23 protein-coding genes are annotated in these 24,917 nt (G+C 67.5%); 9 read left to right on the forward strand and 14 right to left on the reverse strand.

Annotated elements, in window-relative coordinates; all coding sequences use genetic code 11:
• The first annotated feature begins 14 nt into the window (after window positions 1-14).
• On the forward strand, window positions 15-632 hold the full coding sequence (gene pth / locus AC3IS2_RS09485) for an aminoacyl-tRNA hydrolase (RefSeq protein WP_489197435.1): 618 nt from the start codon (window positions 15-17) through the stop codon (window positions 630-632).
• Window positions 633-798: 166 nt separating this feature from the next.
• Here the strand turns inward: pth and AC3IS2_RS09490 are convergent, their stop codons facing one another.
• Both AC3IS2_RS09490 and AC3IS2_RS09495 read right to left on the reverse strand, forming a co-directional pair.
• Window positions 799-2,415 (reverse strand): DUF4139 domain-containing protein, encoded by a 1,617-nt coding sequence (locus AC3IS2_RS09490; protein WP_489197436.1) that lies wholly within the window; start codon window positions 2,413-2,415, stop codon window positions 799-801.
• Window positions 2,416-2,419: 4 nt separating this feature from the next.
• Window positions 2,420-3,820, reverse strand: a complete 1,401-nt coding sequence (locus AC3IS2_RS09495; protein ID WP_489197438.1) for a DUF4139 domain-containing protein — start codon at window positions 3,818-3,820, stop codon at window positions 2,420-2,422.
• Window positions 3,821-3,937: 117 nt separating this feature from the next.
• On the opposite strand from AC3IS2_RS09495, the gene AC3IS2_RS09500 reads away from it, so the two are divergent.
• The 4 genes from AC3IS2_RS09500 to ychF all read left to right on the forward strand — a co-directional run bounded on the left by AC3IS2_RS09500 (window position 3,938) and on the right by ychF (window position 8,349).
• Entirely contained in the window at window positions 3,938-4,324 is a 387-nt protein-coding gene (locus tag AC3IS2_RS09500) for a hypothetical protein (protein ID WP_489197439.1), read from the forward strand.
• A gap of 78 nt (window positions 4,325-4,402) precedes the next feature.
• Entirely contained in the window at window positions 4,403-6,475 is a 2,073-nt protein-coding gene (locus tag AC3IS2_RS09505) for a TonB-dependent receptor family protein (RefSeq protein WP_489197440.1), read from the forward strand.
• A gap of 21 nt (window positions 6,476-6,496) precedes the next feature.
• Window positions 6,497-6,976 carry a copper chaperone PCu(A)C gene (locus AC3IS2_RS09510; protein ID WP_489197441.1) on the forward strand — a complete coding sequence of 160 codons (480 nt, stop codon included), beginning with the start codon at window positions 6,497-6,499 and terminating at the stop codon, window positions 6,974-6,976.
• A 275-nt stretch (window positions 6,977-7,251) separates the two neighbouring features.
• Window positions 7,252-8,349: a redox-regulated ATPase YchF gene (ychF, locus tag AC3IS2_RS09515; RefSeq protein ID WP_489197442.1), complete on the forward strand. Its 1,098-nt coding sequence runs from the start codon at window positions 7,252-7,254 to the stop codon at window positions 8,347-8,349.
• 88 nt (window positions 8,350-8,437) lie between these two features.
• Here ychF and AC3IS2_RS09520 read toward each other — a convergent pair whose 3' ends face one another.
• From AC3IS2_RS09520 to petA, 7 genes are all read right to left on the reverse strand, one after another.
• A complete protein-coding gene (locus AC3IS2_RS09520) occupies window positions 8,438-8,599 on the reverse strand; it encodes a hypothetical protein (RefSeq protein ID WP_489197443.1) in 162 nt (53 codons plus the stop codon).
• Complete coding sequence (locus AC3IS2_RS09525; RefSeq protein ID WP_489197444.1) at window positions 8,599-10,209, reverse strand: M28 family peptidase; 1,611 nt, start codon at window positions 10,207-10,209, stop codon at window positions 8,599-8,601. The genes AC3IS2_RS09520 and AC3IS2_RS09525 overlap by 1 nt, the downstream gene beginning before the upstream one ends.
• Before the next feature lie 111 nt (window positions 10,210-10,320).
• Window positions 10,321-11,982, reverse strand: a complete 1,662-nt coding sequence (locus AC3IS2_RS09530; RefSeq protein ID WP_489197445.1) for a M28 family metallopeptidase — start codon at window positions 11,980-11,982, stop codon at window positions 10,321-10,323.
• 81 nt (window positions 11,983-12,063) lie between these two features.
• Window positions 12,064-12,645 carry a DUF1579 domain-containing protein gene (locus AC3IS2_RS09535; protein ID WP_489197446.1) on the reverse strand — a complete coding sequence of 194 codons (582 nt, stop codon included), beginning with the start codon at window positions 12,643-12,645 and terminating at the stop codon, window positions 12,064-12,066.
• Window positions 12,646-12,762: 117 nt separating this feature from the next.
• A complete protein-coding gene (locus tag AC3IS2_RS09540) occupies window positions 12,763-13,638 on the reverse strand; it encodes a cytochrome c1 (RefSeq protein ID WP_489197447.1) in 876 nt (291 codons plus the stop codon).
• 5 nt (window positions 13,639-13,643) lie between these two features.
• Entirely contained in the window at window positions 13,644-14,942 is a 1,299-nt protein-coding gene (locus tag AC3IS2_RS09545; protein ID WP_489197448.1) for a cytochrome b, read from the reverse strand.
• Between the two features lie 17 nt (window positions 14,943-14,959).
• Window positions 14,960-15,520, reverse strand: coding sequence for a ubiquinol-cytochrome c reductase iron-sulfur subunit (gene petA, locus AC3IS2_RS09550; RefSeq protein ID WP_489197449.1), 561 nt, complete (start codon window positions 15,518-15,520; stop codon window positions 14,960-14,962).
• A 194-nt stretch (window positions 15,521-15,714) separates the two neighbouring features.
• On the opposite strand from petA, the gene AC3IS2_RS09555 reads away from it, so the two are divergent.
• Window positions 15,715-16,170 carry a tRNA (cytidine(34)-2'-O)-methyltransferase gene (locus tag AC3IS2_RS09555; RefSeq protein WP_489197450.1) on the forward strand — a complete coding sequence of 152 codons (456 nt, stop codon included), beginning with the start codon at window positions 15,715-15,717 and terminating at the stop codon, window positions 16,168-16,170.
• Between the two features lie 40 nt (window positions 16,171-16,210).
• Here AC3IS2_RS09555 and AC3IS2_RS09560 read toward each other — a convergent pair whose 3' ends face one another.
• Window positions 16,211-17,485, reverse strand: coding sequence for a dipeptidase (locus AC3IS2_RS09560; protein WP_489197452.1), 1,275 nt, complete (start codon window positions 17,483-17,485; stop codon window positions 16,211-16,213).
• 177 nt (window positions 17,486-17,662) lie between these two features.
• On the opposite strand from AC3IS2_RS09560, the gene hemF reads away from it, so the two are divergent.
• Window positions 17,663-18,517 (forward strand): oxygen-dependent coproporphyrinogen oxidase, encoded by an 855-nt coding sequence (hemF, locus tag AC3IS2_RS09565; RefSeq protein WP_489200138.1) that lies wholly within the window; start codon window positions 17,663-17,665, stop codon window positions 18,515-18,517.
• A 16-nt stretch (window positions 18,518-18,533) separates the two neighbouring features.
• Here hemF and AC3IS2_RS09570 read toward each other — a convergent pair whose 3' ends face one another.
• Together AC3IS2_RS09570 and AC3IS2_RS09575 are read right to left on the reverse strand one after the other, a co-directional pair.
• A complete protein-coding gene (locus tag AC3IS2_RS09570) occupies window positions 18,534-21,032 on the reverse strand; it encodes a hybrid sensor histidine kinase/response regulator (RefSeq protein WP_489197454.1) in 2,499 nt (832 codons plus the stop codon).
• Between the two features lie 90 nt (window positions 21,033-21,122).
• Window positions 21,123-21,854: a type 1 glutamine amidotransferase gene (locus tag AC3IS2_RS09575; protein ID WP_489197455.1), complete on the reverse strand. Its 732-nt coding sequence runs from the start codon at window positions 21,852-21,854 to the stop codon at window positions 21,123-21,125.
• Window positions 21,855-21,937: 83 nt separating this feature from the next.
• Here AC3IS2_RS09575 and AC3IS2_RS09580 point away from each other — a divergent pair, with 83 nt between their 5' ends.
• Window positions 21,938-22,255, forward strand: a complete 318-nt coding sequence (locus AC3IS2_RS09580) for an antibiotic biosynthesis monooxygenase family protein (RefSeq protein WP_489197457.1) — start codon at window positions 21,938-21,940, stop codon at window positions 22,253-22,255.
• Here the strand turns inward: AC3IS2_RS09580 and rlmJ are convergent.
• Complete coding sequence (gene rlmJ / locus AC3IS2_RS09585; protein WP_489197458.1) at window positions 22,252-23,073, reverse strand: 23S rRNA (adenine(2030)-N(6))-methyltransferase RlmJ; 822 nt, start codon at window positions 23,071-23,073, stop codon at window positions 22,252-22,254. The two genes, AC3IS2_RS09580 and rlmJ, sit on opposite strands and share 4 nt — an antisense overlap.
• 216 nt (window positions 23,074-23,289) lie before the next feature.
• Here rlmJ and AC3IS2_RS09590 point away from each other — a divergent pair, with 216 nt between their 5' ends.
• Entirely contained in the window at window positions 23,290-23,688 is a 399-nt protein-coding gene (locus AC3IS2_RS09590) for a hypothetical protein (protein ID WP_489197459.1), read from the forward strand.
• A gap of 57 nt (window positions 23,689-23,745) precedes the next feature.
• On the opposite strand, the gene tdh is transcribed toward AC3IS2_RS09590, so the two are convergent.
• Window positions 23,746-24,795: an L-threonine 3-dehydrogenase gene (gene tdh / locus AC3IS2_RS09595; RefSeq protein WP_489197461.1), complete on the reverse strand. Its 1,050-nt coding sequence runs from the start codon at window positions 24,793-24,795 to the stop codon at window positions 23,746-23,748.
• Window positions 24,796-24,917: the final 122 nt, after the last annotated feature.

Genomic DNA, 24,917 nt, shown 5'->3' on the forward strand with positions numbered 1-24,917 from the left:
GGCATGAGGTCCCCATGATCATCATCGCCGGTCTGGGCAATCCGGGCGCCAAATACGAAAAGAACCGCCACAACATCGGCTTCATGGCCGTGGACGAGATCGCGCGCCGATGGCGCTTCGGTCCCGAGCGGGCCAAGTTCCAGTCCATCGTCAGCGAGGGCGAGGTCGATAGCGCTGACGGCCCGGTCAAGGTCCTGCTGATGAAGCCGCAGACCTATATGAACGAGAGCGGCCGCGCCGTCGGCGAGGCGGCGCGCTTCTACAAGATCAAGCCCAGCGAGATCATCGTCTTTCACGACGAGATCGACCTGGCCCCCGGCCGCTTCCGCATGAAGACCGGCGGCGGCGCGGCGGGCCAGAACGGCATCCGCAGCCTGATCAGCCACCTGGGCGCCGACTTCCGTCGCGGCCGCCTAGGCATCGGCCATCCGGGCGAGAGCCATCTGGTCATGCCGCACGTCCTCGGCGACTTCCACAAGGCCGAGAAGCCCTGGCTGGACGCCCTGCTGCAAGCCTGCGCCGACGCCCTTCCCTTCGCCGCCGCGGGCGACGACGAACGCTATCAGGGCGAGGTCATGCGCCTGGCCCCCGCGCCCAAGTTCAGCCCGCGTCAGGCGGCGCGCGGGGAGTGACGCAGACGCCTCTCCCTCCCCTTCATGGGGAGGGTGGTCGCGAAGCGACCGGGTGGGGAGGGCTTGGTGAAATAGACGCCGCGCCTGAGCTGCCCAGCCGCCCCACCCGTCTTCGGCCTACGGCCTCAGCCACCCTCCCCATAAAGGGGAGGGAGAGACGCACAGCTCAGTTCGTCGTGGTCCAGGCCGCGTTCAACGTCACCGCCCCGTTCGCCGGGACCGTCAAGGTCCAGACCGGATAGCCCGTGTCGTCGATACGGCTGCGAACTGACTGGCTGCGGATACGGAAGCCGCGCTGCATGGCCGCGCCGGCGCCCAGTTCCACAGTGACAGGCTCGGAACGAGCGTTCGTGACCGTGGTCTCGACCTCGGTGCGTTCCGTCGTCACCGCGCCGCGCGTCGAGCGGCCCGACTTCACCAGCCGCGTCTGCACCCGCACGTCCGGCGATTCGCCGAAACCAAGACGCACCAGCAGGCCAACGCCCTTGTCCGCGAATCTGTCCTGACCGGCCAGCAGGACCCCGCCCGCTCCGTCCGGCTGCATCACCGCCACCGAACCGCCCGGCAGGGCCACGCCGAGGCCGGCGCCTTCTTCGTTCTTCAGCTTCACGACGATGGCGGTCGGACGGGATTGGTCGTCTTCATTGAGCACGTTCGCCCGATAGACCCGCTCATAGGCCACGCCCTCCCGCTCAAGGAAGCGGACCTGCTTGGTCTGGCGCGCGGCCACCGTGGTCGGCTCCGGCAGGGTGTAGATCTTGTAGTCGCCCAGTTCACCCTGCCGGGCGATGCGGCTGCCGGTGACGACGATGTCCTCCGTCGCGGCGCGCGCCATGGCCATCACCGGCGGCGGCGGCGGCGCTGGCGGCGGCGGCGGCGGCGGTCCGCCATACTCGGTGAATTCGCCCGCCCCGAACGTCGTTGTCCCCTGCGGCCAGCAATTGTTCTGCGGATAACGCAACAGCGGCTCCACCGGGATGGTGCCGGCGTCCTTCCTCAGCGTCCCGGCCACCACCTGCACCGGGGCGTCGGGGAAGCCGGTCCCGCCGAAGTTGGCCAGCGTCAGCCAGCCGGTCAGGTCCAGCGTGCCGTCGCTGGGGTCCAGCCGCGCCACATAGTCGGCCGACCACTGCAGTCCCGTCGCCAGATAGGCCAGGGTGACGGTGTGGCGCCCCGCCTTCTCGGCCCGCGTCCGCACTGACAGCACCGGCTGGTCGCCCAGCCCCTCGGGCACGCGGTCGAAGATGACGCGCTCGGTCTGGCCGGAACAGTCCAGCGCCTCGAACCGGCCGTCGATCTCCAGCACCGTGCCCTGCGCGCCTGCACGGATCACGGCGGCCTTTTCCACCTGTTCGCCGGTCGCGGGATTGGTGCGGACCACGCGCACCACCTCGCCCACCGACTTCTCCATCAGACTGGCGGGCGACAGCAGGTCGAAGTCCGTGTTGCGCTCGACCACATGGGCGGGCAGGCCTTCCAACACCGCGCTCTGCGGCACGATGCCGGTGGCGACGCCGCGAAAGCGGATGATCCCCTCGCCCGCCGGCAGATCGACCGTGCGCGTCTCGACGATCAGGGCCAGCCCCTGCTGGTCCAGCCGGTTCCAAGACTGGCGCGACTGCTCCATCAGTTGGACCGTATCGACCGGCTGGTCGCGATAGATGACCACGGTCGCCGCGTCCGGGCGCGCGGAGACGCTTTCGCTCTGCGCCCAGGCGACGGGGGCCCAGGCGGTCGGCCCCAGAAACGTCAGAGCCGTGGTGATCGCCAACAGACGGCGCATCGGATCAGCCGCCGGTCGTGATGGTCGCGGTCAGCTTGGTCTCGCCGTTGGCGGGCACCGGCACGCGCCAGACCACGGTGCGGGCGTCGCGCATTTCACCGTTGATGCTCTGCTCGCTCAGTTCCGTGTCGCGGCCCAGGCCGCGCTGACGCACCTCGACCGTCACCGGCTCGGGCCGGGCGTTGCGGACGGTGTATTCCATCGCATAGCGGGTGCGGAAATAGTCCACGAGGCGCTTGGACACCCGCTCCGACGTCACCAGACGCGGCTGCACCGTCACGTCGAAGGCGTCGCCGGTCGTGACCACGATCTCGGACCCGGCGGGCGAGTGATCGACCTGATCCTCGCCGATGAAGCGGGGCTCGCCCGCCTCGTCCTTGACATAGACGCGCATGACCCCGGCCGGCAGGGCGCGGGCGGCATTGCCCGAGCCGTTGCTGAAGATGACGCCGACCTCGGCCGCGACAGGCTCCTCGAAGGTCTGGAAGCCATTGATGACGTTCAGATAGCGTTTGGTCGCGGGAACCCCGGCCGCGTCGATCAGGCCGACCTGCTTGGTCTGGTTGTTGGCGACGGTGACAGCCTCGGGCAGCGGATAGACATAGACGTCGGCCAGAGCGCCCTGCCCGCCCGTCTGGGTCCCGTTCCCTCGCGTCGAACGGCTGTAGGAGTTGTAGCCGCCCTGATTGACCAGATTGACGTCGCCGGCCACCACCCGCGTCTGGGCGTTGCTGAACGTCGCGCCCGAACTGTTGGAGATCGTCACCCAGCCGGTCAGGTCCAGCTTGCCCGCCTTTTCATCGAAGCGGGCCACATAGTCGGCCTTCCATTGCAGGCCGGTGGTCAGATAGCTGAGCGTCGTCTCGCGCCGCCCCCCGCCCTGGGCGTCCAGGGTGACGCTGAGGGTCGGGCGCGGACGCAGATTGGCCGGCACGCGGTCAAAGATGACGCGGGTCGGCACGCCGTCGTCGCGCAGCACCTCGATGCGGTCGCCGATCTGCAGCACCACGCCTTGATTCGCCGCCAGGACGCGGGCGCGCTCGGTCGTCTGCGCGCCCGAGCCGGGGTTGGTGCGGACGATACCGATGTCGCCGCCCACGGCGCTTTCCATCAGCTTGCCGGGCGTCAGCAGGTCATAGTCGAAGTTCTGCTCGACCACCGACAGGCCGCGCCCCGACAGGCCGACGGTCTCGGGCCGGATGCTGGCCGAAACGCCCGGGAATTCCTGACGCGAACGCCCGGCGGGCACGTTCAGGTTCCGCAGGTCCTCCACCAGGGCGATGTTTTGATTATAGACGGTCAGGGAGACGCGGTCGGGACCGCCTGGCCCCTCCTCCACCTGTTGCGCGGCTGCGGGCGCGGCCAGGAGAAGGGCGAGAGCAAAGGGGCCGAGTGCGCGGATCATGAAGTCCCTCGATGGCTGTCCGACAGCTACGCTGGCATGGGGCAACCGCATTTGTCGAGGGCGCGCGGCGTCCCGTCGCTCTAGCTTCACGTCATGGGAAGGTTTAAGCCCCGCCCCGTGACCCGGTCCCAGAGTGAAAACTGGTCGACAGCGCGTTCGCTGGCCTTCCTGGCCGCGACGTTCGCCATCGTGATCGGAACCCTGTTGCCGTTCGCAGCCCTGGCGGCCTCGGTTCCCGGCCAGCCCATCGTCATCTGCTCGGCCGAAGGGCCGCAGACGATCCAGTCGGGCGGCGTCGATGGGCCGGTCAACAGGCACGTCGGGGCCAAGTGCGCCGCCTGCGTCATGCCGCTGCTGGCCGCCCTGCCCGCACCGCCCGCGCCGACGCCGGCCCCGGCCGTCCGCATGGTCGAGCCCGTCGCCTACACGCCCTTCCGCGTCAGCCCCCCGCCCCCGGCCCGCGCCCCGCCGCGTCCGCCGTCCACCGCCCCTCCCCACGCCTGAAGCCAGACCCCCTGCCCGCTCGCGCGCGTCCCATGACGACGCCCGCGATCGCACCTCTGTTTTCAGGATTTCAGTTCCATGTCTTTCAAGACCACCGCGGCGCCGTGCGCGCTGCTCATCGGCGCCTGCCTGGCGCCGACCTTCGCCCTTGCCGCCGACCTGCCCGAGTCTGACGCCCCCGCCACCGTCGTCGACAGCATCATCGTCACCGGCCGCCGCAACGCCGAAGATCCCGCCGTCGTGGCCGAGGCGCGCGACCGCCTCAGCCGCACCCCCGGCGCCGTCGCTGTCGTCTCGGCCGAGAGCTACGCCGACCGCTTCGCCCAGGGCTTCGCAGACACCCTGAGGAATGTCCCCGGCGTCCTGGCCCAGAAACGCTATGGCGAGGAAAGCCGCCTCTCCATTCGCGGCTCGGGCCTGGCCCAGGGCTTCCATCAGCGGGGCGTCCTGTTCGCCCAGGACGGCGTGCCGTTCGCCGATGCTGACGGCTTTTCCGACTTTCAGGGCGTGGACGCCCTGAGCGCCCGCTACATCGAGGTGTGGAAGGGATCGAACACCCTACGCTTCGGCGGGGCGCAGTTGGGCGGGGCGATCAACCTGGTCACGCCGACGGGCCGCACGGCCCTGCATGACAACGTCCTGCAGTTTGAGAACGGCAGCTACGACACCTACCGCGTCCATGGCGAACTGGCGCGCGAGCACGGCGACTGGGACGTCTTCGCCGCGGTCTCGGGCATGAAGACCGACGGCTATCGCCAGCAGAGTGACCAGTCGCAGGGCCGTCTGACCCTCAATGTCGGGCGCGCCTTCGGTCAGGACCGCGAGGTCCGCCTGATCGCCCAGGCCGCCGACATCCAGCAGTCGGTTCCTGGCTCACTGACGCTGAAACAGGCGCTGGAAGCCCCGCGCATGGCCCCGACCAACAACATCATCAACGACACCGCTCGCGACCAGACGCTGAAACGGCTGACGCTGCAGACCCGCTGGCGGCTGACCGAGACCACGCTGTTCGAGGGCGCGATCTGGGGTTGGGAGAAGTCGCTCTATCACCCGATCTTCCAGGTCGTGGATCAGGAAAGCCAGACGAAAGGCGCCTTTGGCCGCATCGACTGGACGGGCCAGGTGGCGGGCCTGCGCGCCGACGCCTTCTACGGCTTCAGCTGGCGCGACGGCGATCTGGACGCCCTGCGCTACGTCAACGTCGGCGGCAAGCGCGGAGCGCTGACGGCGAACGGCCGGCAACAGGCGACCGGGCTGGACGTCTTCGCCGAGGGACGGCTGTTCGTCACCGACCGGCTGGCGCTGGTCGCGGGCGGTTCCTGGGGCCGGGCCACGCGCGATTATCAGGACCGATTGAAGCCCGCCAATGACGACGCCATCGACTACGACTGGTTCTCTCCGCGCCTGGGCCTGCTGTGGGAGGCTGACGACGGCGCCCAGGTCTTCGCCAACGTGACCCGCTCGGTCGAGCCGCCGGCCTATGGCGCCCTGGTGCAGGCGCCGCTGACCGGCTTCACGCCGGTGCAGGTACAGGACGCCTGGACCGCCGAGATCGGCACACGCGGCAGACGCGGCCCCTTCGCCTGGGATGTCACCGCCTATCGCAGCCGGATCGACGGCGAGATCCTGAACTTCATCATCGGGCCGGACATTCCCGCCGCCACCTTCAACGCCGACCGGACCATCCATCAAGGCATCGAAGCCGGTCTGGACTGGCGCCTGCCGGTCGAACTGGCGGACGGCTCCCTGTTGCTGCGCCAGACCTACACCTGGAGCGACTTCCGCTTCGATGGCGACGCTCGCTGGGGCGACAACCGCCTGCCGGTCGTGCCTCAGCATCAGTACCGGGCCGAGCTGACCTGGCGGCATCCGTCAGGCCTCTTCGTCACCCCCTCGGTCGAGTGGCGGATCAGCCAGCCCTATGTCGACTACGCCAACACGATGAAGGCGCCCGACTACGCCCTACTGGGCCTGACGGCGGGCTTCGACGTGCGCGACGGCCTGTCCGTCTTCATCGACGCCCGAAACCTGACCGACGAACGTTACGTCGGCGAGTTCTCCGCCGTGACCGACGCCCGCACGGCCTCGACCAGCGTCTTCTTCCCCGGCGAGGGCCGCTCCGTTTTCGTCGGCCTCCGCCTAGCCTACTAATTGGCCTATCAAGGAACCATGATGACCAAACACACCCTGATCCTCAGCGCCCTCGGCGCCCTCGCGCTGACCGCCTGCGGCCAGCCCGCGGACAAGCCCGCTGAAACCGCCGCCGCGCCCGGAACCATCACGGTCGCCGACGCCTGGTGCCGCCCGACGCCGAACGGGGCCAAGGTCGGCGGCTGCTACGTCACCCTGACGGCGGGCTCGGACGACCGGCTGCTCAGCGTCTCGACCGCTCTGGCCGATAGCGCCCAGATCCATGAGATGAAGATGGAGAACGGCGTCATGAGCATGGGCGAGCTGAAGGACGGCCTGCCCCTGCCCGCCGGTCAGAAGGTCGAGCTGAAGCCCGGCTCGACCCACATCATGCTGATGGGCCTGCGCGATCCGCTGGTCGACGGCGGCGTGGCCTCCTTCACCCTGACGTTCGAGAAGGCCCCGGCCATCGGCGTCCACGCGGCGATCAAGCAGCCGCCGGTGGTGGATTCCGAGGAGTAGCAGCAGCCTTCCCTCTCCCGATGGGAGAGGGCTTGAGCGCACGAGAGCGAAGCGAACGTTCTTTCGCGAAAGGGTGAGGGTTGCCGGCAGCAGTCGGCGCAAGCCGCCGCGCCACGGCTCCCGCCGACTTGCAGGGTAGCCCCTCACCCTTTCGCCTTTTCCAATCGCTTCGCTCTTGGAGGCTCAAGCCCTCTCCCAACGGAGAGGGTTCAGACACCGCCGCACCTGACAAACAGGCCCGAACCCGCTAAAGGCTCGCGCTCACGAGGAATCCCATGGCTCTTAAAGTCGCGATCGTCGGCCTGCCCAACGTCGGCAAGTCCACCCTGTTCAACGCCCTGACCAAGACGGCGGCGGCCCAGGCCGCCAACTATCCGTTCTGCACCATCGAGCCGAACACCGGCGACGTGGCCGTGCCGGAAGCCCGTCTGAACACGCTGGCGGAGATCGCCGGTTCGAAGGAAATCATCCCCGCGCGGATCACCTTCGTCGACGTGGCCGGCCTGGTGCGCGGCGCGTCCAAGGGCGAGGGCCTGGGCAACCAGTTCCTGGCCAACATCCGCGACTGCGACGCCGTGGCCTTCGTCGCCCGCTGCTTCGTCGATGACGACATCACCCACGTCGAGAACCGCATCGACCCGATCTCGGACCTCGAGATCATCGAGACCGAGCTGATGCTGGCCGACCTCGAGAGCCTGGAGCGCCGTCGCGTTCAGGTCGAGAAGCGCGCCAAGGGCGGCGACAAGGAATCCCAGCTGACGCTGAAGCTGATCGACGCCGCGCTGGAGAAGCTGCGCGACGGCAAGCCCGCGCGTCTGGCCGAGGTGTCCAAGGAGGACAAGAAGGCCTGGGACATGCTGCAACTGCTGACGGCCCTGCCCGCCCTCTACGTCGCCAACGTCGAGGAAGGCTCGGCCGACAAGGGCAACGACCTGTCGGCCCTGGTCGCCAAGCGCGCCGCCGAGGACCACGCCAACTCGGTGGTCATCTCGGCCCAGATCGAGTCGGAAATCGCCGTCCTGGACGACGAGGAGCAGAAGGAGTTCCTCGAGACCCTGGGTCTGGAAGAGCCCGGCCTGAACCGCCTGATCCGCGAGGCCTACAAGCTGCTGGGCCTGCAGACCTACTTCACGGTCGGTCCCAAGGAAGCCCGCGCCTGGACCATCCCGGTCGGCGCCACCGCCCCCCAGGCCGCCGGCGTGATCCACACCGACTTCGAAAAGGGCTTCATCCGCGGCGAGACCATCGCCTTCGACGACTATGTCGCGCTGAAGGGCGAAGCGGGCGCCAAGGAAGCCGGCAAGATGCGCGCCGAAGGCAAGGCCTATGTCGTCAAGGACGGCGACGTGATGCACTTCCTGTTCAACAACTAAGCAGGCGTTCCTCGCCTCCGAGGAACAGAAAAGGCCCTCCGCCCGGCGACAGGCGGAGGGCCTTTCCATGTGGGAGCCGCGCTGACGATCAGGCGGCGTCGGTGAAGCCCACGACCAGTCCGTCGATAAAACCCGCAGCGAACTCGCCCAAAAGCCGAACAGCGACCATCACGGCTATGACCGCGAGCAAGGTGCTGAAGGGCTTGCGCCTGAACGAAACCGCCAAAGCCTGAAACCCGAGGTGCCGCATTATCGCCGCGCCGCGTCGCTGGCGGCTCGCACCTGGCCGAACTCGGATGTCGGCTTCCAGGTCGGCCATGTGTCGCTGTTGGCCAGTTGCAGGCCCAGTCGGTACAGCAGCGTCAGGTTCTCGACCGCCGAGCGCAGGTCCCAGTCGGCGGACCATTCATCGGTCGGCTTGTGATAGTCGGCGCCGAACTTGGCCTTCCACGCCGCCAGACCGGCCTCCTTGCCGCCGTCCACCCAGTCCACGCCGTGCCACGGCATCAAGGCCGGCACGCCCGCCCGGGCGAAGGGGAAGTGGTCGGAACGGTAGTAGAAGCCCTGCTCCGGCTGCCCGTCGTCAGAGACATAGCGGCCTTCCTTCTCGGCCAGGGCCTGAAGGTCGTCTTCCAGGCTGTTCTGGCCCTTGCCGAAGATCGGCACGTCGCGGGTCGGCCCCGACAGCGGCAGCATGTCGATGTTGATGTCGGCCACCGTCGTCTCCAGCGGATAGACCGGATCGGCGGCATAGGCGTAGGCGCCCAGCAGACCCATTTCCTCGGCCGCCATGTGGGCGAAGACGATGGTGCGGTCCGGCGCGGGCGCCGCCTTCAGCTGACGCGCCATCTCCAGCACGCCGATGGTGCCCGAAGCGTTGTCCCAGGCGCCGTTGAAGATCTTGTCGTCGCCGGCGGCGTGCTCGTTGACGCCGACGTGGTCCCAGTGGGCCGAATAGATGATGGTCTCGTTCGGACGCTTGGCGCCCGGAATCCTGGCCAGCAGGTTGTGGGTGCGCAGGGTGTCGATGGTCTCGGCCGTCTCGACCGACAGGGTCACGCCGGGCACGGCGAAGGCGCGGAAATCGCCGGTCGCGGCGCGCGGCGCCAGTTCAGCGATATCCAGGCCCAGGGCCTTGGCCGTGTCGGCGTTGATCGTGCCCGAGAACTCGAGGTCGGCTGCGCCAGGCGTCAGGGTGCGGGTGCGGCCATTGCCCTGCGCCATCCGGGTCCAGGCGGTGTCGCTTGCTGCGGCCTTCGACACGGTGATGACGCCGAGGGCGCCACGGCGCTTGGCCTCGTCCGCCTTGTAGGCGCCGGACTGATAGTTGGTGGCGTAAGGCCCGTTGAACAGGTCGCCGTCCGGCTCGCCGCCGACGACGAGAACGACCTTGCCCGTCACGTCCAGATCGCCGTAGTCGTCCCAGCCGCGCTCGGGCGCGTAAATGCCGTGGCCGACGAAGACGACCCCTGCGTTGGCGATCGCCGCCTTGCCGTCGTTGCTGACCGCCCGCAGGGTGATGTCGGTTCCGGGCGTCAGGACATGGACCTGACCGTCTGCGCCGGTCCAGCTGGCCTTGGCGGCGTCAGCGACGGGGGTGTAGCGCAGCAGGTCGATGACCTGCAGCCATTGGCCGTTCGGACCGCCGGGCGCCAGGCCCATGGCCTCATACTGGGCCTGCAGCCAGTCCAGCGTCTTCTTCTCGCCGTCCGTGCCTGGATAGCGGCCCTGGAAGTCGTCAGCGCTGATGGTGCGGATCTCGTCCGACAGGCGCTGGGCCGAAAAGTCCTGCGCCGCGGCCGAACCAGCGACAAGCAGAAGGGCTGCGGCGGCGACGCCGCTGATGAACCGACGATGCATGGTGTCTCCTTCACCCTCCCCCGGGGCGTTTCGCAAAAACAATAGGGCGGCCCCCTGCGGAGCCGCCCCTTAATGTTTTGTCATATTCAGCGAAGGCCGATCAGCCTCGGCCTATTTGCGGCGCGCGTCGCTGACCGTGCGCGCCGGACCGAACTCCGAACCCGGCTTCCACTGCGGCCAGTCGCGGCTGTTGGCCAGAGCCTGACCGGCCTGGAAGACGACCGAAAGATCCTGGATCATGCCGCTATAGTCCCAGTTCGGCTCCCACTCGTCGGCGGCCTGGTGATAGCGGTTGGCGCGGTATTCAGCGGCTGCGGCCAGACGCGGCGCGATCGGCTCGTCCACAAAGTCGCCGGTCGAGGACAGATAGCCCATCGGCACGCCGCGCTTGGCCAGGGGGAAGTGATCCGACCGGAAGTAGATGCCCGCTCCGGCGCTGGCGTCGCCCTGGAAGCCGCGTCCCTGGGCGGCCGCCAGGGCAATGACGCGCTCGTCCAGATCAGACTGGCCGTAGCCGGTGACGCCCAGCTTGCTCATCCGGCCCAGGACGTTGGTCGCATCCAAATTGAAGCCGGCGACCGTGGTCTCCAGCGAATAGAGCGGATTGGCGGCGTAGAACTCCGAGCCGAGCAGTCCGCTTTCCTCACCGGTGAAGCTGATCATGACGATCGACCGCTGCGGACGCGGCCCGGCGGCGAAGGCGCGCGCCAGCTCCAGCAGCCCCGCCGTGCCCGAGGCGTTGTCCACCGCGCCGTTGAAGATCCGGTCGCCGTTGGCGTCCGGCTCGCCCATGCCGATGTGGTCCCAGTGGCCGGTGTAGAGGATGGTCTCGTTCGGGTGGCTCGCGCCCTCCAGCTTGGCCACGACGTTGTGGGTGGTGATGCGGTCGGTCTTCACGTCGAACTTGGCGTCGATGGTCGCGCCCGCCAGTTCCACCGGCCGGAAATCGCGGCTGCGGGCCTTGATCTTCTCCTGCTCGAAATCGAGCCCGGCGTGGCGGAACAGGTCCACGGCCACATCGCGCTGGATCCAGGCCTCCATCGGCACGCGCTCGGCCGAGGGGTTCTGACGTACGATGTCGAACTGCGGCACGGACCAGGAGTTGGCCACGGTGGTCCAGCCGTAGGAGGCGGGCTTGGTCTCGTGGACGATCAGCACGCCCGCCGCGCCCTGACGGGCGGCCTCCTCGTACTTGTAGGTCCAGCGGCCGTAGTAGGTCATGGCCTCGCCGCCGAAGGTGTTCAGCGCCGGCTCCTCGAAGTCGGCGTCGTTGACCAGGACGACGATGACCTTGCCGCGCACGTCGGTCTTGAAATCGTTCCAGCCGCGCTCGGGCGCGTTGGTGCCGTAGCCGACGAAGACCAGCGGCTTGCCGCGCAGGTCGACGCCGTTGCCGGGCAGGCGCGTGGTGATGGTGGCCTGCTGGCCCTGGGCCAGGGCCTGCGTCCAGTCGCCGACCTTGATCTGACCGCTGACGTTGGAGACGGTGAAGCGGTTCAGCGCGACCGACTGGGTCCAGCCGCCGTTCTCGCCGCCCGGCGCAAAGCCCGCCGCCGCATACTGGCGGCTCAGGTAGTCGACGACCTTGGCCTCGGCCGGGGTGGCGATGCCGCGCCCTTCGAAGCTGTCGTCCGCCAGAACCTTGATGTCCTGCGAGATGCGCGCCGCGTCGAACTGGGCGACGACGGGCGCGTTTGCGCCCTCCCCGCTGGTGGCGCAGGCCGCGAGCGAGGCGGCGAAGATCAGGACGGCGGCGGACGACATCAAACGCATGGAGACAGACCCCTCAACCAAATCAGAGGCCCGGACCCTATCGGCCGAAATCCGTCGTGTCGATGCGGCGGATGCCGGCGCTCAGGGCGTCGGATCAACCGCCCCGCCCGCCGGCCAATCGGTATCGCCGATCCGGGTCAGCCGCATCTCGATCATCTGGCGCGGCGGCTGGCCCTCGGCCACCAGGGTGCCGACCTCGTGCCAGGTTCCATCAAGCACCACGGCCACATACTGCATCTTCGCATTGGGACCGGCCGGCGTCTCCCAGCGGAAGCCATTATCGGTGACTTCAAAGGCATAGTCGCCCGAATAGCCCTGGGCGTAGGACCTGAAGCCATAGCGGCCGGCGCGGGCATCCCATGAAACCGTGGCCATGGCGTTGAACAGGGTCGAGCCGTCGGCGGCGTAACCTCGGCCCTCGATGACCTTGATCGAGCCGCCCAACATCGAACCGACACGTTCCGTCTGGGTCAGGGTCATGGGTCCGGCGGGGCCGTGGATGGTCGCCTCGCCGCGCCATTCCCCATCCAGAAAACCTAGCCGATCTATAGCCGCGCGCTGGGCCTCGCTGCCGTTGGGCGAGGCGGGCATCTGGGCATGGGCCGCGACAGGAACAGCGGCCAGAAGGACGGCGGAAAGCACCAGACAGGCGAACGGCTTCATCAGCAAATCTCCCTTTGACTTTGTCATGTAAAGCACTTTTTCAGCCAAGGCAATCGGACATGAAAAAACCCGCCGGATCGCTCCGGCGGGTCATCTCGCCTCGAAGGTGCATCACCCTTAGTGGGCAACGCCCTTCCAGATGCGGCGGTAGCTGGCGTAGGTGATCCCTGCGAACAGCAGCAGGAAGATGATCACGCCAAAGCCCGTCTGCTTGCGCTCGGTCGCCTTGGGCTCGGAAGTCCAGGCGATGAAGGCGGCGACGTCCTTGGCCATCTGATCGACGCTGGCCTTGGTGCCGTCGTCATAGGTGACTTGGCCGTCGCGGAGCGGCGCGGGCATGGCGATGAAGCCGCCCGGAGGGGCGTGGCCCTCGCCTTCCCAGAACGGGGTCAGGTCGCCGGCCATATAGGGGTTGTAGTGCTGCGCCGAGGTCATCTTCAGACCCTTGGGCGGAGCGCCGTAACCCGACAGCAGCGAGTAGATGTAGTTGGCGCCGTCGTGACGGGCCTTGGCCATGACCGACAGGTCAGGCGGAGCCGCGCCGCCGTTGGCGGCAGCCGCCGCCGTGGCGTTCGGATAGGGGTTCGGGAACTTGTCGGCGGTGGTGGCGTCGCGCATCAGCGCCTCGCCCGTCTCGCTGTCGATGTCCGGGACCTGAACTTCCTTGGCCAGAGCCTTCACGACCGGGTTGTCGTTCGGGTTCGGATATTCCGGGTTCCAGAACGGCCCGTGCTTGTCGCCCAGGTTACGGAAATGCACCAGGTTCATGCCGTGGCACGAGGCGCAGACTTCCTTGTAGACCTTGTAGCCGCGCTGCAGCTGGCCCTGATCATAGGTGCCGAACGGCCCCTCGAAGCTGAAGCCGCCGCTGCGCGGATGCTTGGCGCCGCCGGCGGCCATCGCCGGAGCGGCGACGGCGACCAGGCCCAGAGCGGCCGTCAGGGTGACGAGGATCTTGCGCACGGACACGGTTTTCTTCTCGTTGGAAATCATCGCGCTCAGCCCTTCTGCTCGGCGTCGCCCGACAGGACCGGCTCGGAAATCGTCGCCGGGACCGGCAGCGGCTTCTCGCGCAGGCCGAGGAACGGCATCAGCACCAGGAAGAAGATGAAGTAGTAGGCCGTGAACAGGCGCGTCAGCCACAGGTAGGAGTTCAGCTGACCGTCGAACAGGGTGAAGCTGGGCATGCCCGGGATGACCGGGGCGTCCGGCAACTGACCACCGCACCAGCCGAGGCCGAAGCACACGAACAGGAAGATGATGAAGCAGGTGCGCATCGTCGGGCGGTAGCGCATCGAGCGCACCTTGGACGTGTCCAGCCAGGGCAGGACGAACAGCACGCCGATGGCGCCGAACATGGCCACCACGCCGCCGAACTTGTCGGGGATGGCGCGCAGGATCGCGTAGAACGGCAGCATGTACCATTCCGGGACGATGTGGGCCGGGGTCTGCAGCGGGTTGGCCGGAATGTAGTTGTCGGCGTGGCCCAGGGCGTTCGGCTGATAGAAGACGAAGACCGCGAACAGGATCAGGAAGAGGATGATCGCAAAGCCGTCCTTGACCGTGAAGTACGGGTGGAAGGGCAGCATGTCCTTCTTCTCGCGGTCCTTCGGGATCAGGATGCCGACCGGGTTGTTCTGACCGGCGGCGTGCAGGGCCCACAGGTGCAGCACCACGCAGCCGGCGATGACGAACGGCAGCAGGTAGTGCAGCGAGAAGAAGCGGTTCAGCGTGGCGTTGTCGATCGCCGGGCCGCCGCGCAGCCAGATCAGGACCGGCTCGCCGATGACCGGAATGGCGCCGATCAGGTTGGTTATGACCTCAGCGCCCCAGAAGGACATCTGGCCCCAGGGCAGGACGTAGCCCAGGAAGGCGGTGGCGATCATCAGGAAGAAGATCAGGCAGCCGACGATCCAGATCATCTCGCGCGGCGCCTTGTAGGAGCCGTAGTAGAGACCTCGCAGCATGTGCAGGTAGACGGCGATGAAGAACATCGACGCGCCGTTGGCGTGCACATAGCGGATCAGCCAGCCGCCGTTGACGTCGCGCATGATGCGCTCGACCGATTCAAAGGCCAGGGCCGTGTTCGGCGTATAGTGCATGGCCAGAACGATGCCGGTGATGATCTGCGTCATCAGGCACAGGGCCAGGATGCCGCCGAAGGTCCACCAGTAGTTCAGGTTCCGGGGGGTCGGCAGGTTGGCGTAGTCCATGCCGAAACGGATGATCGGCAGGCGGGTGTCCATCCACCGCTCAAAAGCGGTCTTCGGGACGTAGGTGGATTCGTGATCGCTCATGGGTCCTCTGTCCGTCCTCAGCCGATTTTGACGCGGGTGTCGGACATATATTCGTAGTTCGGCACCACCAGGTTGATCGGCGCCGGTCCCTTACGGATACGGCCCGAGGCGTCGTAGTGCGAACCGTGGCAGGGGCAGAACCAGCCGCCGTAGTCGCCCGAACCGAAGGTTGGGACGCAGCCCAGGTGGGTGCACGAACCGATGACGACCAGATATTTCTCATGGCCCGGCTTGGTCCGCTCGGCGTCCGTCTGCGGATCCTTCAGATCCGAAGAATGATCGTCGGCGACGACGCGCTTCAGCTCGGCGGGGGTGCGATAGCGCACGAAGACCGGCTTGCCCTGCCATTTGATGACGACCTGCTGGCCTTCCTGAACCTTGGTCAGATCGAATTCGATCGACGCCAGGGCCAGGGTGTCGGCGGCGGGGTTCATCTGGTTGATCAGCGGCCAGGCCACCATCACGCCCGCACCGACTGCGGCGGCGCCGGCGGCGATGTGGATGAAATCGCGGCGGGTGGCGTCGCCGCCCCCGTGTTGGCCATCAGGCCCTTCAGCATTCACGACCGATTCGGCCACGCTCTCACCTCTGCACTCCCGATCGCCCGCCCCGGAAGGGGATAGTCGTCGGCATGGATCGTCCTTGCGGAACGGCAGAAGTTGCCGGCGGCCCTGCGATTACGGCTGTCGATGCAAGTTGCTGACACAACTTGCGAAACAGTCGCAACAAAGACCGCGACAAGACCCCGCCCCGCGCGTATGACGGCCTTAGAATGCGTCTCGCCCTTTTTCAACCTGACATCCCGCAGAATGTGGGCGCCTGCATCCGCCAGAGTGCCTGTTTCGGCGTGGATCTGCACGTGATCGAGCCGACAGGCTTCCGCTTTGACGACCGCGCCATGAAGCGCGCGGCGCTGGACTACGGTCCGCTCAGCCACATGACCCGCCACGCCGACTGGGACGCCTTCCTGCGCGACCGCCCGGGCGGTCGCCTGGTGCTGTTCACGACGAAGGGGGCGACGCCCCTGACGAATTTCGAATTCCGTCCGGACGACACCCTGCTGTTCGGCAAGGAAAGCGCCGGCGCGCCGGATTACGTCCATGACACCGCCGACGCCCGGGTCTTCATCCCCATCCGCCCGGAAACGCGCTCGCTGAACCTGTCGGTCAGCGCCGGCATCGCCCTGTGGGAAGGGCTGAGGCAGTTGGGCGAGTTGCCGGTCCGCTGACAGCCTCCCTCCCCTTCATGGGGAGGGAAAATATCCGCCCCTAGTCCGGCGCGCCGTCGTTCGGCAGTTGCGCCAAGTTGGGGCGCTCGCCACGCTGGGCCGTGGCCGCGCGCTCGACGCCGCGCATGGTCCGCAGCAGATTCTCGCCCGCCAGTTTGCGAATGTCGGCCTCGGACCAGCCGCGACGCATCAGTTCGGCCAGGATGCGCGGATAGGCGTCCACGCCCTCGACCCCCACAGGCAGGCTGTCCACCCCGTCAAAATCGCCGCCCAGGCCGACATGATCGATCCCGGCCACGTCGCGAACGTGCTGGATGTGAGCCACCACGTCGTCCAGCGTCGCCTTGGGCGCGGGGTTGGCGGCGATGAAGGCCTCCATGCCCGCCTTGACCGCCGCAGGATCGCCGGGGTTCAGAGCCGTCAGCCGCGTCATCTCGGCCCCGCGCGCGGCGCCCGAAGCGCGCACGGCCTCGCTGATGAAGCCCGGAACGAATGTCACCATGACGATGCCGCCGTTGGCCGGCATCTGACGCAGCACGGCGTCCGGCACGTTGCGCGCATGGCCCGTCACCGCCCGCGCCGACGAGTGCGAGAAGATCACCGGGGCCGTCGAGACGCGGATCGCGTCGGTCATCGTCTCCTCGGAGACGTGGCTCAGGTCCACCATCATGCCGAGACGGTTCATCTCCTTGACCACCTGCTCGCCGAAGGGCGACAGGCCGCCCCACTTGGGCGCATCCGTGGCGCTGTCGGCCCAGGTCGTGGTCTTGGAGTGGGTCAGCGTCATGTAGCGCGCGCCCGAATCGTAAAACTCGCGCAGCAGCCCCAGGGAATCGTCGATGGAGTAGCCGCCCTCCATGCCGATCAGGCTGGCGATGCGGCCCGCCTTGTGGATGCGGCTGATGTCGTCGGCGGTGGTCGCGATCTCGAACACCGAGGGGTAGGCGGCGGCGATGCGCTTGACCGTGTCGATCTGCTCGAAGGTGGCCTTGACCGCCTCGACCGGCTCCAGGCTGGCGGGGACATAGACCGACCAGAACTGACCGCCGACGCCCCCGGCGCGCAGGCGCGGAATGTCCGTGTGCAGGTCGGACGAGGCATCCAGATTGATCGCCAGATCAACACGATACGGATCGTTCCCAAAGCCCTGCCTCAAGGCCCAGGGCAGGTCGTTGTGACCATCAATCAACGGCGTGCGGCGCAGGATCTGACGCACCCGCTCCGGCCCCGCGGCGTCGGCGCTTACCTGCTGAGCCATGGCGGGTCCGGCCAGAACGGCGAGCGAAACGGCGGCGAGCAAGGCGGTGCGGATCATGATGTCCCCTCAAAACTGATAAGGCCACGCTGGCACAGGCGGCGCGGCATGGGAACCGGGTCTGATCTGGATCAAGGCCCCACGCGACGACACGGCGCATCAAGCGGCACCCCTGACAGTTCACAAAGGCCGTCCGTCATGGTTGAAGCCCTGATGATCCAAGCTGCCCCTACCCTGATGGTCGAGCATCGCGAGCGCGCCCGCGTCTGGTTCGAAACCCTGCGTGATCAGATTCACGCCGGTTTCGAGGCCCTGGAAGACGCCGCCCCCGCCGACCTCTTCCCCGGCGAACCGGGCCGCTTCGTGCGCACGCCCTGGGACCGCCAGGAGGGCGGCGGCGGCGTCATGGGCATGATGCACGGCCGCCTGTTCGAAAAGGTCGGCGTCCACTGCTCGACCGTCCACGGAACCTTCCCCGCCGACTACGCCAGGAACGTGCCCGGCGCCGAGGAGGACCCGCGCTTCTACGCCACCGGCATCAGTCTGATCTGCCACCCGGTCAGCCCGCGCGTCCCGGCGGTGCACATGAACACCCGCCTGATCTCGACCACCAAGACCTGGTTCGGCGGCGGCGGCGACCTGACGCCGGTGCTGGACGCGGACCGCCGTCAGGACCACCCGGACACCGAGGCCTTCCACGCGGCGATGCAGGGCGTCTGCGACGCCTATGACCCGGCTTGGCACGCCAAGTACAAGCAGTGGTGCGACGAGTACTTCTTCCTGCCCCACCGCAACGAACCGCGCGGCACCGGCGGCATCTTCTACGACCACCACGACAGCGGCGACTGGGAACGCGACTTCGCCTTCACCCAGGACGTCGGCAAGGCCTTCCTCGACGTCTATTCCAGGATCGTCTCAGGCCGCATGACCGAGGCCTGGACGCCCGAGGAGCGCGAGGAACAGCTGATCCGGCGCGGCCGCTACGTCGAGTTCAACCTGCTGTACGACCGCGGCACCATGTTCGGGCTGAAGACCGGCGGCAACGTCGAGTCGATCCTCAGCTCCATGCCGCCCGTGGTGAAGTGGCCCTGACGACGGCCTAACCCCCTCAGGCCACCTTGGCGCGCTCGCCCTGGGCCATCGCGCGGGCGATGCCGTCGAACAGGGCCGCGAGGGTCAGCGGCTTGGTCAGGTGGCCGTCTGCGCCCGCCGCCCGCCCCGCCTCGACGTGCTCGGCCATGGCGTTGGCGGTCAGCATCAGAATGGGCGTCGGCGTACGCCCATTCTGCGCCTCGAAGGCGCGAATGGCGGCGGTGGCGGTCAGTCCGTCCATCACCGGCATCTGCATGTCCATCAGCACCAGGTCGAAGTCGCCGCGCGTGAAGGCGTCCAGGGCCTGACGCCCGTCCTCGACCGCTATCAGATCCATCGCCGTCGCCGACAGCATGACCTCGATCACCTTGCGGTTGGCGGGGTGGTCGTCGGCCAGCAGCACGCTCAGGGGCCGCGCCCGGACATCGACCTCGGGCGCAATCTCCCTTGCCGCCTCCTGCCCGCTCTCCGCGGGCGGCAGAGGGATTTCGAACCAGAAGGCGGCGCCCTGCCCCGGCGTGCTGTCGCACTCCAGCGTCCCGCCCATCAGGGCCGCCAGTTCACGCGAAATGGCCAGGCCCAGCCCCGTTCCGCCGAAGCGCCGGGTGATCGAGCCGTCCGCCTGCTGGAACCGCCCAAAGATGCGGGCCTTCTGCTCGTCGTCGAAACCGACGCCGGTATCCCTGATGGTGAAGCGGACGCGCCCCTCCTCGGCCGGCTCGACCTTGAGGCTCACCTCGCCCTCGACCGTGAACTTCAGGGCGTTGCTGACCAGGTTGGTCAGGATCTGGCGAACGCGCACGGCGTCGCCTTCCACCACGGCATGCAGCGACGGGTGGACGTCTGCGACCAGGGCCACCCCCTTCTCTCCCGCCGGCACGCGCCACAGGGCGATCACGTCATGGACGGCCCGGCCCAGATGGAAGGGCGCCTGTTCGATCGTCACCTGACCGGACTCGATGCGGGCGCTGTCCAGAATATCCGAGAGCAGCCGCTCCAGGGTGACGCCGGACGAACGGATCACCTCGGCCATTTCATGCTCTTCGGGCGCCAGATTGCGTTGGCTGAGGGCGTCGGCCATGGCCACGACGCCGTTCAGCGGCGTGCGGATTTCGTGGCTCATGTTGGCCAGGAACTCGCTCTTGGCGCGATTGGCCTCTTCCGCCCTGAACCGAGCGCTGCGAAGCTGCTTGGCCTGGCGCCTTTGCCACAGGAGCGTCAGCAGCGCCGACAGCATGAAGACCACGCCGATGCCGACGATCCAGTTCTGCCAGCGGATCACCGTCCGCTGAAGTTCAGTGTTGGCGCGGGCGGTTTCCAGCTGACGCCGCCGCTCGGCCAACTGCTCCTGCATGTCCCCCGTGACCTGACGGATGCCCGAGCTGAAACGCTGCGCGGCCGAAACCTCGCGGTTGCGTTCATAGGTGCGCAGCACCTCATAGGCCTCGGACGCCCGCCCGCTGGCGAACAGCAGTTCGGCCTGGACCAGGGCGACGTGGGAATCGACCCCGCCCTCGACATCCAGCCGCCGCAGTGCTTCGAGATCCCGGCGCGCGGCGTCCAATTGCCCCGTGCGCGCCCGGGCGACCGCCCGCAGCGGCAGGACCTCCAGCGCCAGAAAGGCGGCGGCGCCCAGGCTTTCGCCATAGGGCTCAAGACAGGCCAGGACCTCTTGCGGCTCCTGCCGGGCGTCCGCCACGACGGCGCATAGGCCGGCGTCATAGACCGCCAGGCTTTCCAGCCCCGCACGCTGCGTCAGGCGATGATGGGCGGCGTAGTAGCGTTGCGCCCCCGTCAGATCCCCCACCTGCACCGCCATCTTGGTCAGATTGTAAAGACTGTCGAAATCCGGCCGCGGATAGTCTGGATTGGAAAACTCGATCTCGAAGCGCTGAAAGGCCATGGCCGCGCCGACCACGTCATTCAGCTTCATCAGCCCCATGCCGGTCACCTCCCACAGGCCGGCGTGCGCCGTGTCGGCGAAGGGATCGTCTGCGGGGATCTCGGCTTCGGCCAGGGTCAGCAGCTTCAACCCCTCCCCGACGCGATCCTGATCCATCAGGCTCAAGGCGGCCAAGCGAGACGCATGCGCCTTCACGAACCAGTCGCCGGTCGTCTCGGCGATCCGGCTCAGTTCGGCGTCGACCGTCAGATCACCCTGATCATAGCGCGCCGTCAGGGCGTTCAGATGGGCGATCTGAACATAGCGTTGGTCGTGCTGCGCCCGCGCCTTTTGCTCAAGGCGCCGGTTCCAGACCGCCGCGCGCTCGAACTCGCCCTGATTCAAGATCGTCCAGGTCACATGATAGAGACGGTTCAGCCCCTCGCGGTCGCGGCGCTTGTACGCCTCCATTCCGAAGGCTTCCAACTTGGCGAAATTCGTCCTGGCCGCGCGCTGCTCTAGCGCCTGGGCGAGATCGACAACCGAACGCTCGCCCGGCGCGGCCTCCACCGTCGCCGCTCCGCTGAACAATAATGCGGCAGCCGCGATGCCCGCGACTCTGAGTGAAGACATGACGTTTCCAGACTGAACGCATCAGCCTTGCACGCCATAAGTTGAACAAGGTTTAGCGCCGCGCAATGAGGCGGGTCGCCCGCCGGGGCTTCAGATGCCGCTGCCGTCGCCCTCCACCGGCGGCGGGGTCAGCAGCAGATAGGCGCGAATCCAGGCCGTCAGCACGGCGCGGTCGTTGGCGCCTTCCAGGCTCAACAGGGCCTCGTCCGCCAGATCGTGCGGAATACGATCACCGCGCCGCCCCTCGATCAGGGCGGCGGCGTAGGCCGGCTGAAACTCCGGGTGGCACTGGAAACTGATGGCGTCCTCGCCCCAGGCCAGACCGGCGTAGGGTGTGAACTCGCACGACGCGATCACCCGCGTATCCGGCGCGACCGCGACCACCTGATCCTGATGCGACACGGGAATGGCGATAGAGGGCGCCCGCGGATGCATCCAGGGCTCACGGCTGACGACATCGTAGCGATGCAGGCCGACGCCCCAGCCCTTGTGCGACTTCTCGACCTTGCCGCCAAAGGCATGGGCCAGGACCTGATGGCCGAAGCAGATGCCCAGCAGCCGGGTCTTGCCTCGCGCCGCCCGCAGCCAGTCCACCAGAGGGGCAATCCACGGCAGGTCGTCATAGACCCCCGCCGCCGAGCCGGTGACGATGACGCCGGTATAGACGGACGGATCTTCCGGAAGGTGCCCCGACTGCACGTCGAACCGCGTCGTCGGCACGTTCTCGCCCAGCAGGGCGCGGAAGCGCGCGGGATAGTCGTCAAAGGCGTCCCGCAGATGTTCGGGCGGGTGGCCGGTTTCCAGAATGGCGATACGAGTCATTTCGGCGTTTTCCAGCGGGGAGAAGGAAGCGTCTGTCTCTGGATTGGGGTAGAAGTCAGGCGATTGCAACGAGGCCGCCCTTCATGACCGCCGACGCGAACGCCAATTCTCCGGTCGTCCTGATCAATATCTTCAAGTGCGACGCGCGCCGTCAGGAGGATCTGATCGAGCACCTGACGGCCCTGGCGCAGGTGCAGCGCGCCCTGCCCGGCTTCGTCTCGGCGACCCTGCATCGAGGCCTGAACGGTCGCGTTGTCGCCAATCATGCCATCTGGGCCGGAGCCTCGGAATGGAAGGCCATGACGCGCCATCCTGCAGTCATGGCCGCGATGGAGCCGATCCTGGCCATCGCCACCTTCGAGCCTCACCTCTACGAACCAGGCGAGGTCGTGGAGGCCTAACCTGCGCGCCAGACCTCGGCCCGCGCGCCCGCATCGCCCAGGGTCGCCGCCACCCAGCCGCAGATTTCCCCCGCCGCCGCCTCCGCGCCCGAGGGCGGATTGACCACCGTCATGGTGCAGCCGTTCATCTTCATCGGGTTGTTCAACGGGCGCAGCCGCGCCTCGGCGACCAGCACCCGCCCGACCTTCGCCTCCTCCAGACGGCGGATGAAGCCGTCAAAGGTCTCCATGTCCTTCAGCGGGGTCCAGATGGCCACGGTCGCGGTGCGATCATGGCGGACGATGGCGGCGGCGGTCTCGGCCGAGCGGACATAGTCGTCGGGCCGCTCGAACGGCGGGTCGATCAGGACCAGCGGCCCCTTCGCCCCGCGCGCCGCCTTCAGCGCCTCGACATAGCCGTCGCCTTCACGCCCCTCGGCGGCGGGCCAGTCAGCCAGGGCCTCGGCCAGCATCTCCTGCACGGGGGGATTGAACTCGAAGCCCAGGTAGCGGTCGCCGTCACGCAAAGCGCGCGCGATCAGCAGCGGCGAACCCGGATAGAAGCGCGCGCCGCCGTCCGGGTTCAGGGCCGCCACTTCGGCCGCCAGCGCCTCGATCAGCGGCGGCCGGTCCTCGGCGGTCATCAGCCGCGCCACGCCCGCCTCGGCCTCCCTGGACCGCGCCCCGTCGCCCGACAGGTCATAGAGGCCCGCGCCCGCATGGGTGTCGATGACGGTGACAGACCCCTGTTCCTGCCGCTCCTTCAGCAGCCACAGGACCAGGGCGTGCTTGACCAGGTCGGCGAAGTTTCCGGCGTGAAAGCTGTGGCGATAATTCATGCCCGCTCGTCTCCCGCCTCGCGCCTGCGGTCAAGTCGAATAGCGGAACCCTCGGCATCCGCGCATGTCGAGGCCGGAGATCATGCCGCGCTGCCCGGGTCCAAGGGACAGGCTTTGACAAGGCGCTGATGCGGACGCTTACGGCATTGCAGATTGGATAAACGATAGACCGGTGTTATTTATGCGGCAAGCCGCGCCCGAAACCGGAGCGATCATATGACCCTGTCGAACATCTTCCTGCGCCTTGCCGTCGTGGCCGCCCTGATCGGCATGATCTGGGGCAACGTCATGGGCGCGACCCATGATCATTCGACCGACAGCGCCCACGCCCACCTGAACCTGCTGGGCTGGGTGTCGATGTCGATCTACGGTCTGTTCTATCGCGTCGTGCCGCAGGCCGGGCGGGGCAGGCTGGCCTGGGCGCATTTCTGGGTCGCCGTGACGGGCGTGGTGATGATGGTCCCCAGCCTTCCAGTCGTGCTGATCCAGTATCAACCGGCCCTGGCCCTGGCCCAGCCCGTTCTGGCCCTATCGGGCCTGGTGATCCTGCTGGGCATGGTGCTGTTTGCGATCATCGTCTTCCGCGCCACCGGATCGCGCGCAGCCATCGCCTGATACGAAAAGGCCCCCTGCCTTGCGGTCAGGGGGCCGAAATCATCGGGCGTCGGGCGGTTACGCCTTGTCCCAGTTCAGAACCACCTTGCCCGACTGGCCCGAGCGCATGGCCTCGAAGCCCCGCTCGAAGTCCTGATAGGGCATCTGGTGGGTGATCAGCGGCGACAGGTCCAGACCGGCCTTCAGCAGGCCCAGCATCTTGCGCCAGGTGGTGAACATCTCGCGGCCATAGACGCCCTTGATGGTCAGGGCCTTCAGGATGATCGTGCCCCAGTCCGTCTCCATCGGCTTCGACGGAATGCCCAGCAGGGCCATGCCGCCGCCCATGATCAGGGTGTCGACGCACTGCTTGAAGGCGATGGGCGAGCCCGACATCTCCAGCGCCACGTCGAAGCCGACCTTGAGGCCCAGCTCATGCATGACGTCGCGCAGGTCCTCCTTGGTGGTGTTCACCGTGCGCACGCCCGGCGCAACCTTTTGCGCCAGTTCCAGACGGAAGTCGTTGATATCGGTCAGGACCACGGTGCGGGCGCCCGCGTGGCGCGCCACGGCGGCGGCCATCATGCCGATGGGACCGGCGCCCGTGACCAGCACGTCCTCGCCCAGCAGATCGAACTGCTGCGCCGTGTGCACGGCGTTGCCGAAGGGGTCCAGGATCGAGCCGATCTCATAGGGCACGTCGTCGGGCAGCTCGATGACGTTGAAGGCCGGGGCCACCACGAACTCGGCGAAGGCGCCCTGACGGTTCACGCCGATGCCGCGCGTGTCGGGGTCCAGGTGGAAGTGGCCGGCGCGGGCCGCTTCGGAGTTCAGGTCGATGACGTGCCCCTCGGCCGAGACGCGCTGGCCGATCTTGAGGCGGCGATCCACATCCTTGCCGATGGCGACGATCTCGCCGGCGAACTCGTGGCCGGTGATCATCGGCACCGGCACGTTCTTCTGGGACCACTCGTCCCAGTTCCAGATGTGGATGTCGGTGCCGCAGACGGCGGTGCGGTGGACGCGGATCAGCACGTCCTCGTCACCCGCGACGGGGATCGGCGCGTCAATCAGCTCCAGCCCGACGCCGGGTTTGGTCTTGGCCAGGGCCTTCATGGTGGCGGTCATGGATCATGCTCCTGATAGGTCAGACGCAGCCGCTAGGCCGCCTTGGCGAGGACCGCAAGCGGTCCGAAGGAAAACTTGCGCCACGCCCACCAGTCAATCCGTCGCATAACACTGAGACGCAC

This window comes from Brevundimonas sp. KH_025 (assembly GCF_057839885.1).

Bases quoted from the DNA above. Each gene is read 5' to 3' on its own strand.
- pth (WP_489197435.1), top strand. From the start codon at position 15: ATGATCATCATCGCCGGTCTGGGCAATCCGGGCGCCAAATACGAAAAG.
- AC3IS2_RS09490 (WP_489197436.1), bottom strand. From the start codon at position 2,415: ATGCGCCGTCTGTTGGCGATCACCACGGCTCTGACGTTTCTGGGGCCG.
- AC3IS2_RS09495 (WP_489197438.1), bottom strand. From the start codon at position 3,820: ATGATCCGCGCACTCGGCCCCTTTGCTCTCGCCCTTCTCCTGGCCGCG.
- AC3IS2_RS09505 (WP_489197440.1), top strand. From the start codon at position 4,403: ATGTCTTTCAAGACCACCGCGGCGCCGTGCGCGCTGCTCATCGGCGCC.
- AC3IS2_RS09510 (WP_489197441.1), top strand. From the start codon at position 6,497: ATGACCAAACACACCCTGATCCTCAGCGCCCTCGGCGCCCTCGCGCTG.
- ychF (WP_489197442.1), top strand. From the start codon at position 7,252: ATGGCTCTTAAAGTCGCGATCGTCGGCCTGCCCAACGTCGGCAAGTCC.
- AC3IS2_RS09520 (WP_489197443.1), bottom strand. From the start codon at position 8,599: ATGCGGCACCTCGGGTTTCAGGCTTTGGCGGTTTCGTTCAGGCGCAAG.
- AC3IS2_RS09525 (WP_489197444.1), bottom strand. From the start codon at position 10,209: ATGCATCGTCGGTTCATCAGCGGCGTCGCCGCCGCAGCCCTTCTGCTT.
- AC3IS2_RS09530 (WP_489197445.1), bottom strand. From the start codon at position 11,982: ATGCGTTTGATGTCGTCCGCCGCCGTCCTGATCTTCGCCGCCTCGCTC.
- AC3IS2_RS09535 (WP_489197446.1), bottom strand. From the start codon at position 12,645: ATGAAGCCGTTCGCCTGTCTGGTGCTTTCCGCCGTCCTTCTGGCCGCT.
- AC3IS2_RS09540 (WP_489197447.1), bottom strand. From the start codon at position 13,638: ATGATTTCCAACGAGAAGAAAACCGTGTCCGTGCGCAAGATCCTCGTC.
- AC3IS2_RS09545 (WP_489197448.1), bottom strand. From the start codon at position 14,942: ATGAGCGATCACGAATCCACCTACGTCCCGAAGACCGCTTTTGAGCGG.
- AC3IS2_RS09555 (WP_489197450.1), top strand. From the start codon at position 15,715: ATGCGTCTCGCCCTTTTTCAACCTGACATCCCGCAGAATGTGGGCGCC.
- AC3IS2_RS09560 (WP_489197452.1), bottom strand. From the start codon at position 17,485: ATGATCCGCACCGCCTTGCTCGCCGCCGTTTCGCTCGCCGTTCTGGCC.
- hemF (WP_489200138.1), top strand. From the start codon at position 17,663: ATGGTCGAGCATCGCGAGCGCGCCCGCGTCTGGTTCGAAACCCTGCGT.
- AC3IS2_RS09570 (WP_489197454.1), bottom strand. From the start codon at position 21,032: ATGTCTTCACTCAGAGTCGCGGGCATCGCGGCTGCCGCATTATTGTTC.
- AC3IS2_RS09575 (WP_489197455.1), bottom strand. From the start codon at position 21,854: ATGACTCGTATCGCCATTCTGGAAACCGGCCACCCGCCCGAACATCTG.
- AC3IS2_RS09580 (WP_489197457.1), top strand. From the start codon at position 21,938: ATGACCGCCGACGCGAACGCCAATTCTCCGGTCGTCCTGATCAATATC.
- rlmJ (WP_489197458.1), bottom strand. From the start codon at position 23,073: ATGAATTATCGCCACAGCTTTCACGCCGGAAACTTCGCCGACCTGGTC.
- AC3IS2_RS09590 (WP_489197459.1), top strand. From the start codon at position 23,290: ATGACCCTGTCGAACATCTTCCTGCGCCTTGCCGTCGTGGCCGCCCTG.
- tdh (WP_489197461.1), bottom strand. From the start codon at position 24,795: ATGACCGCCACCATGAAGGCCCTGGCCAAGACCAAACCCGGCGTCGGG.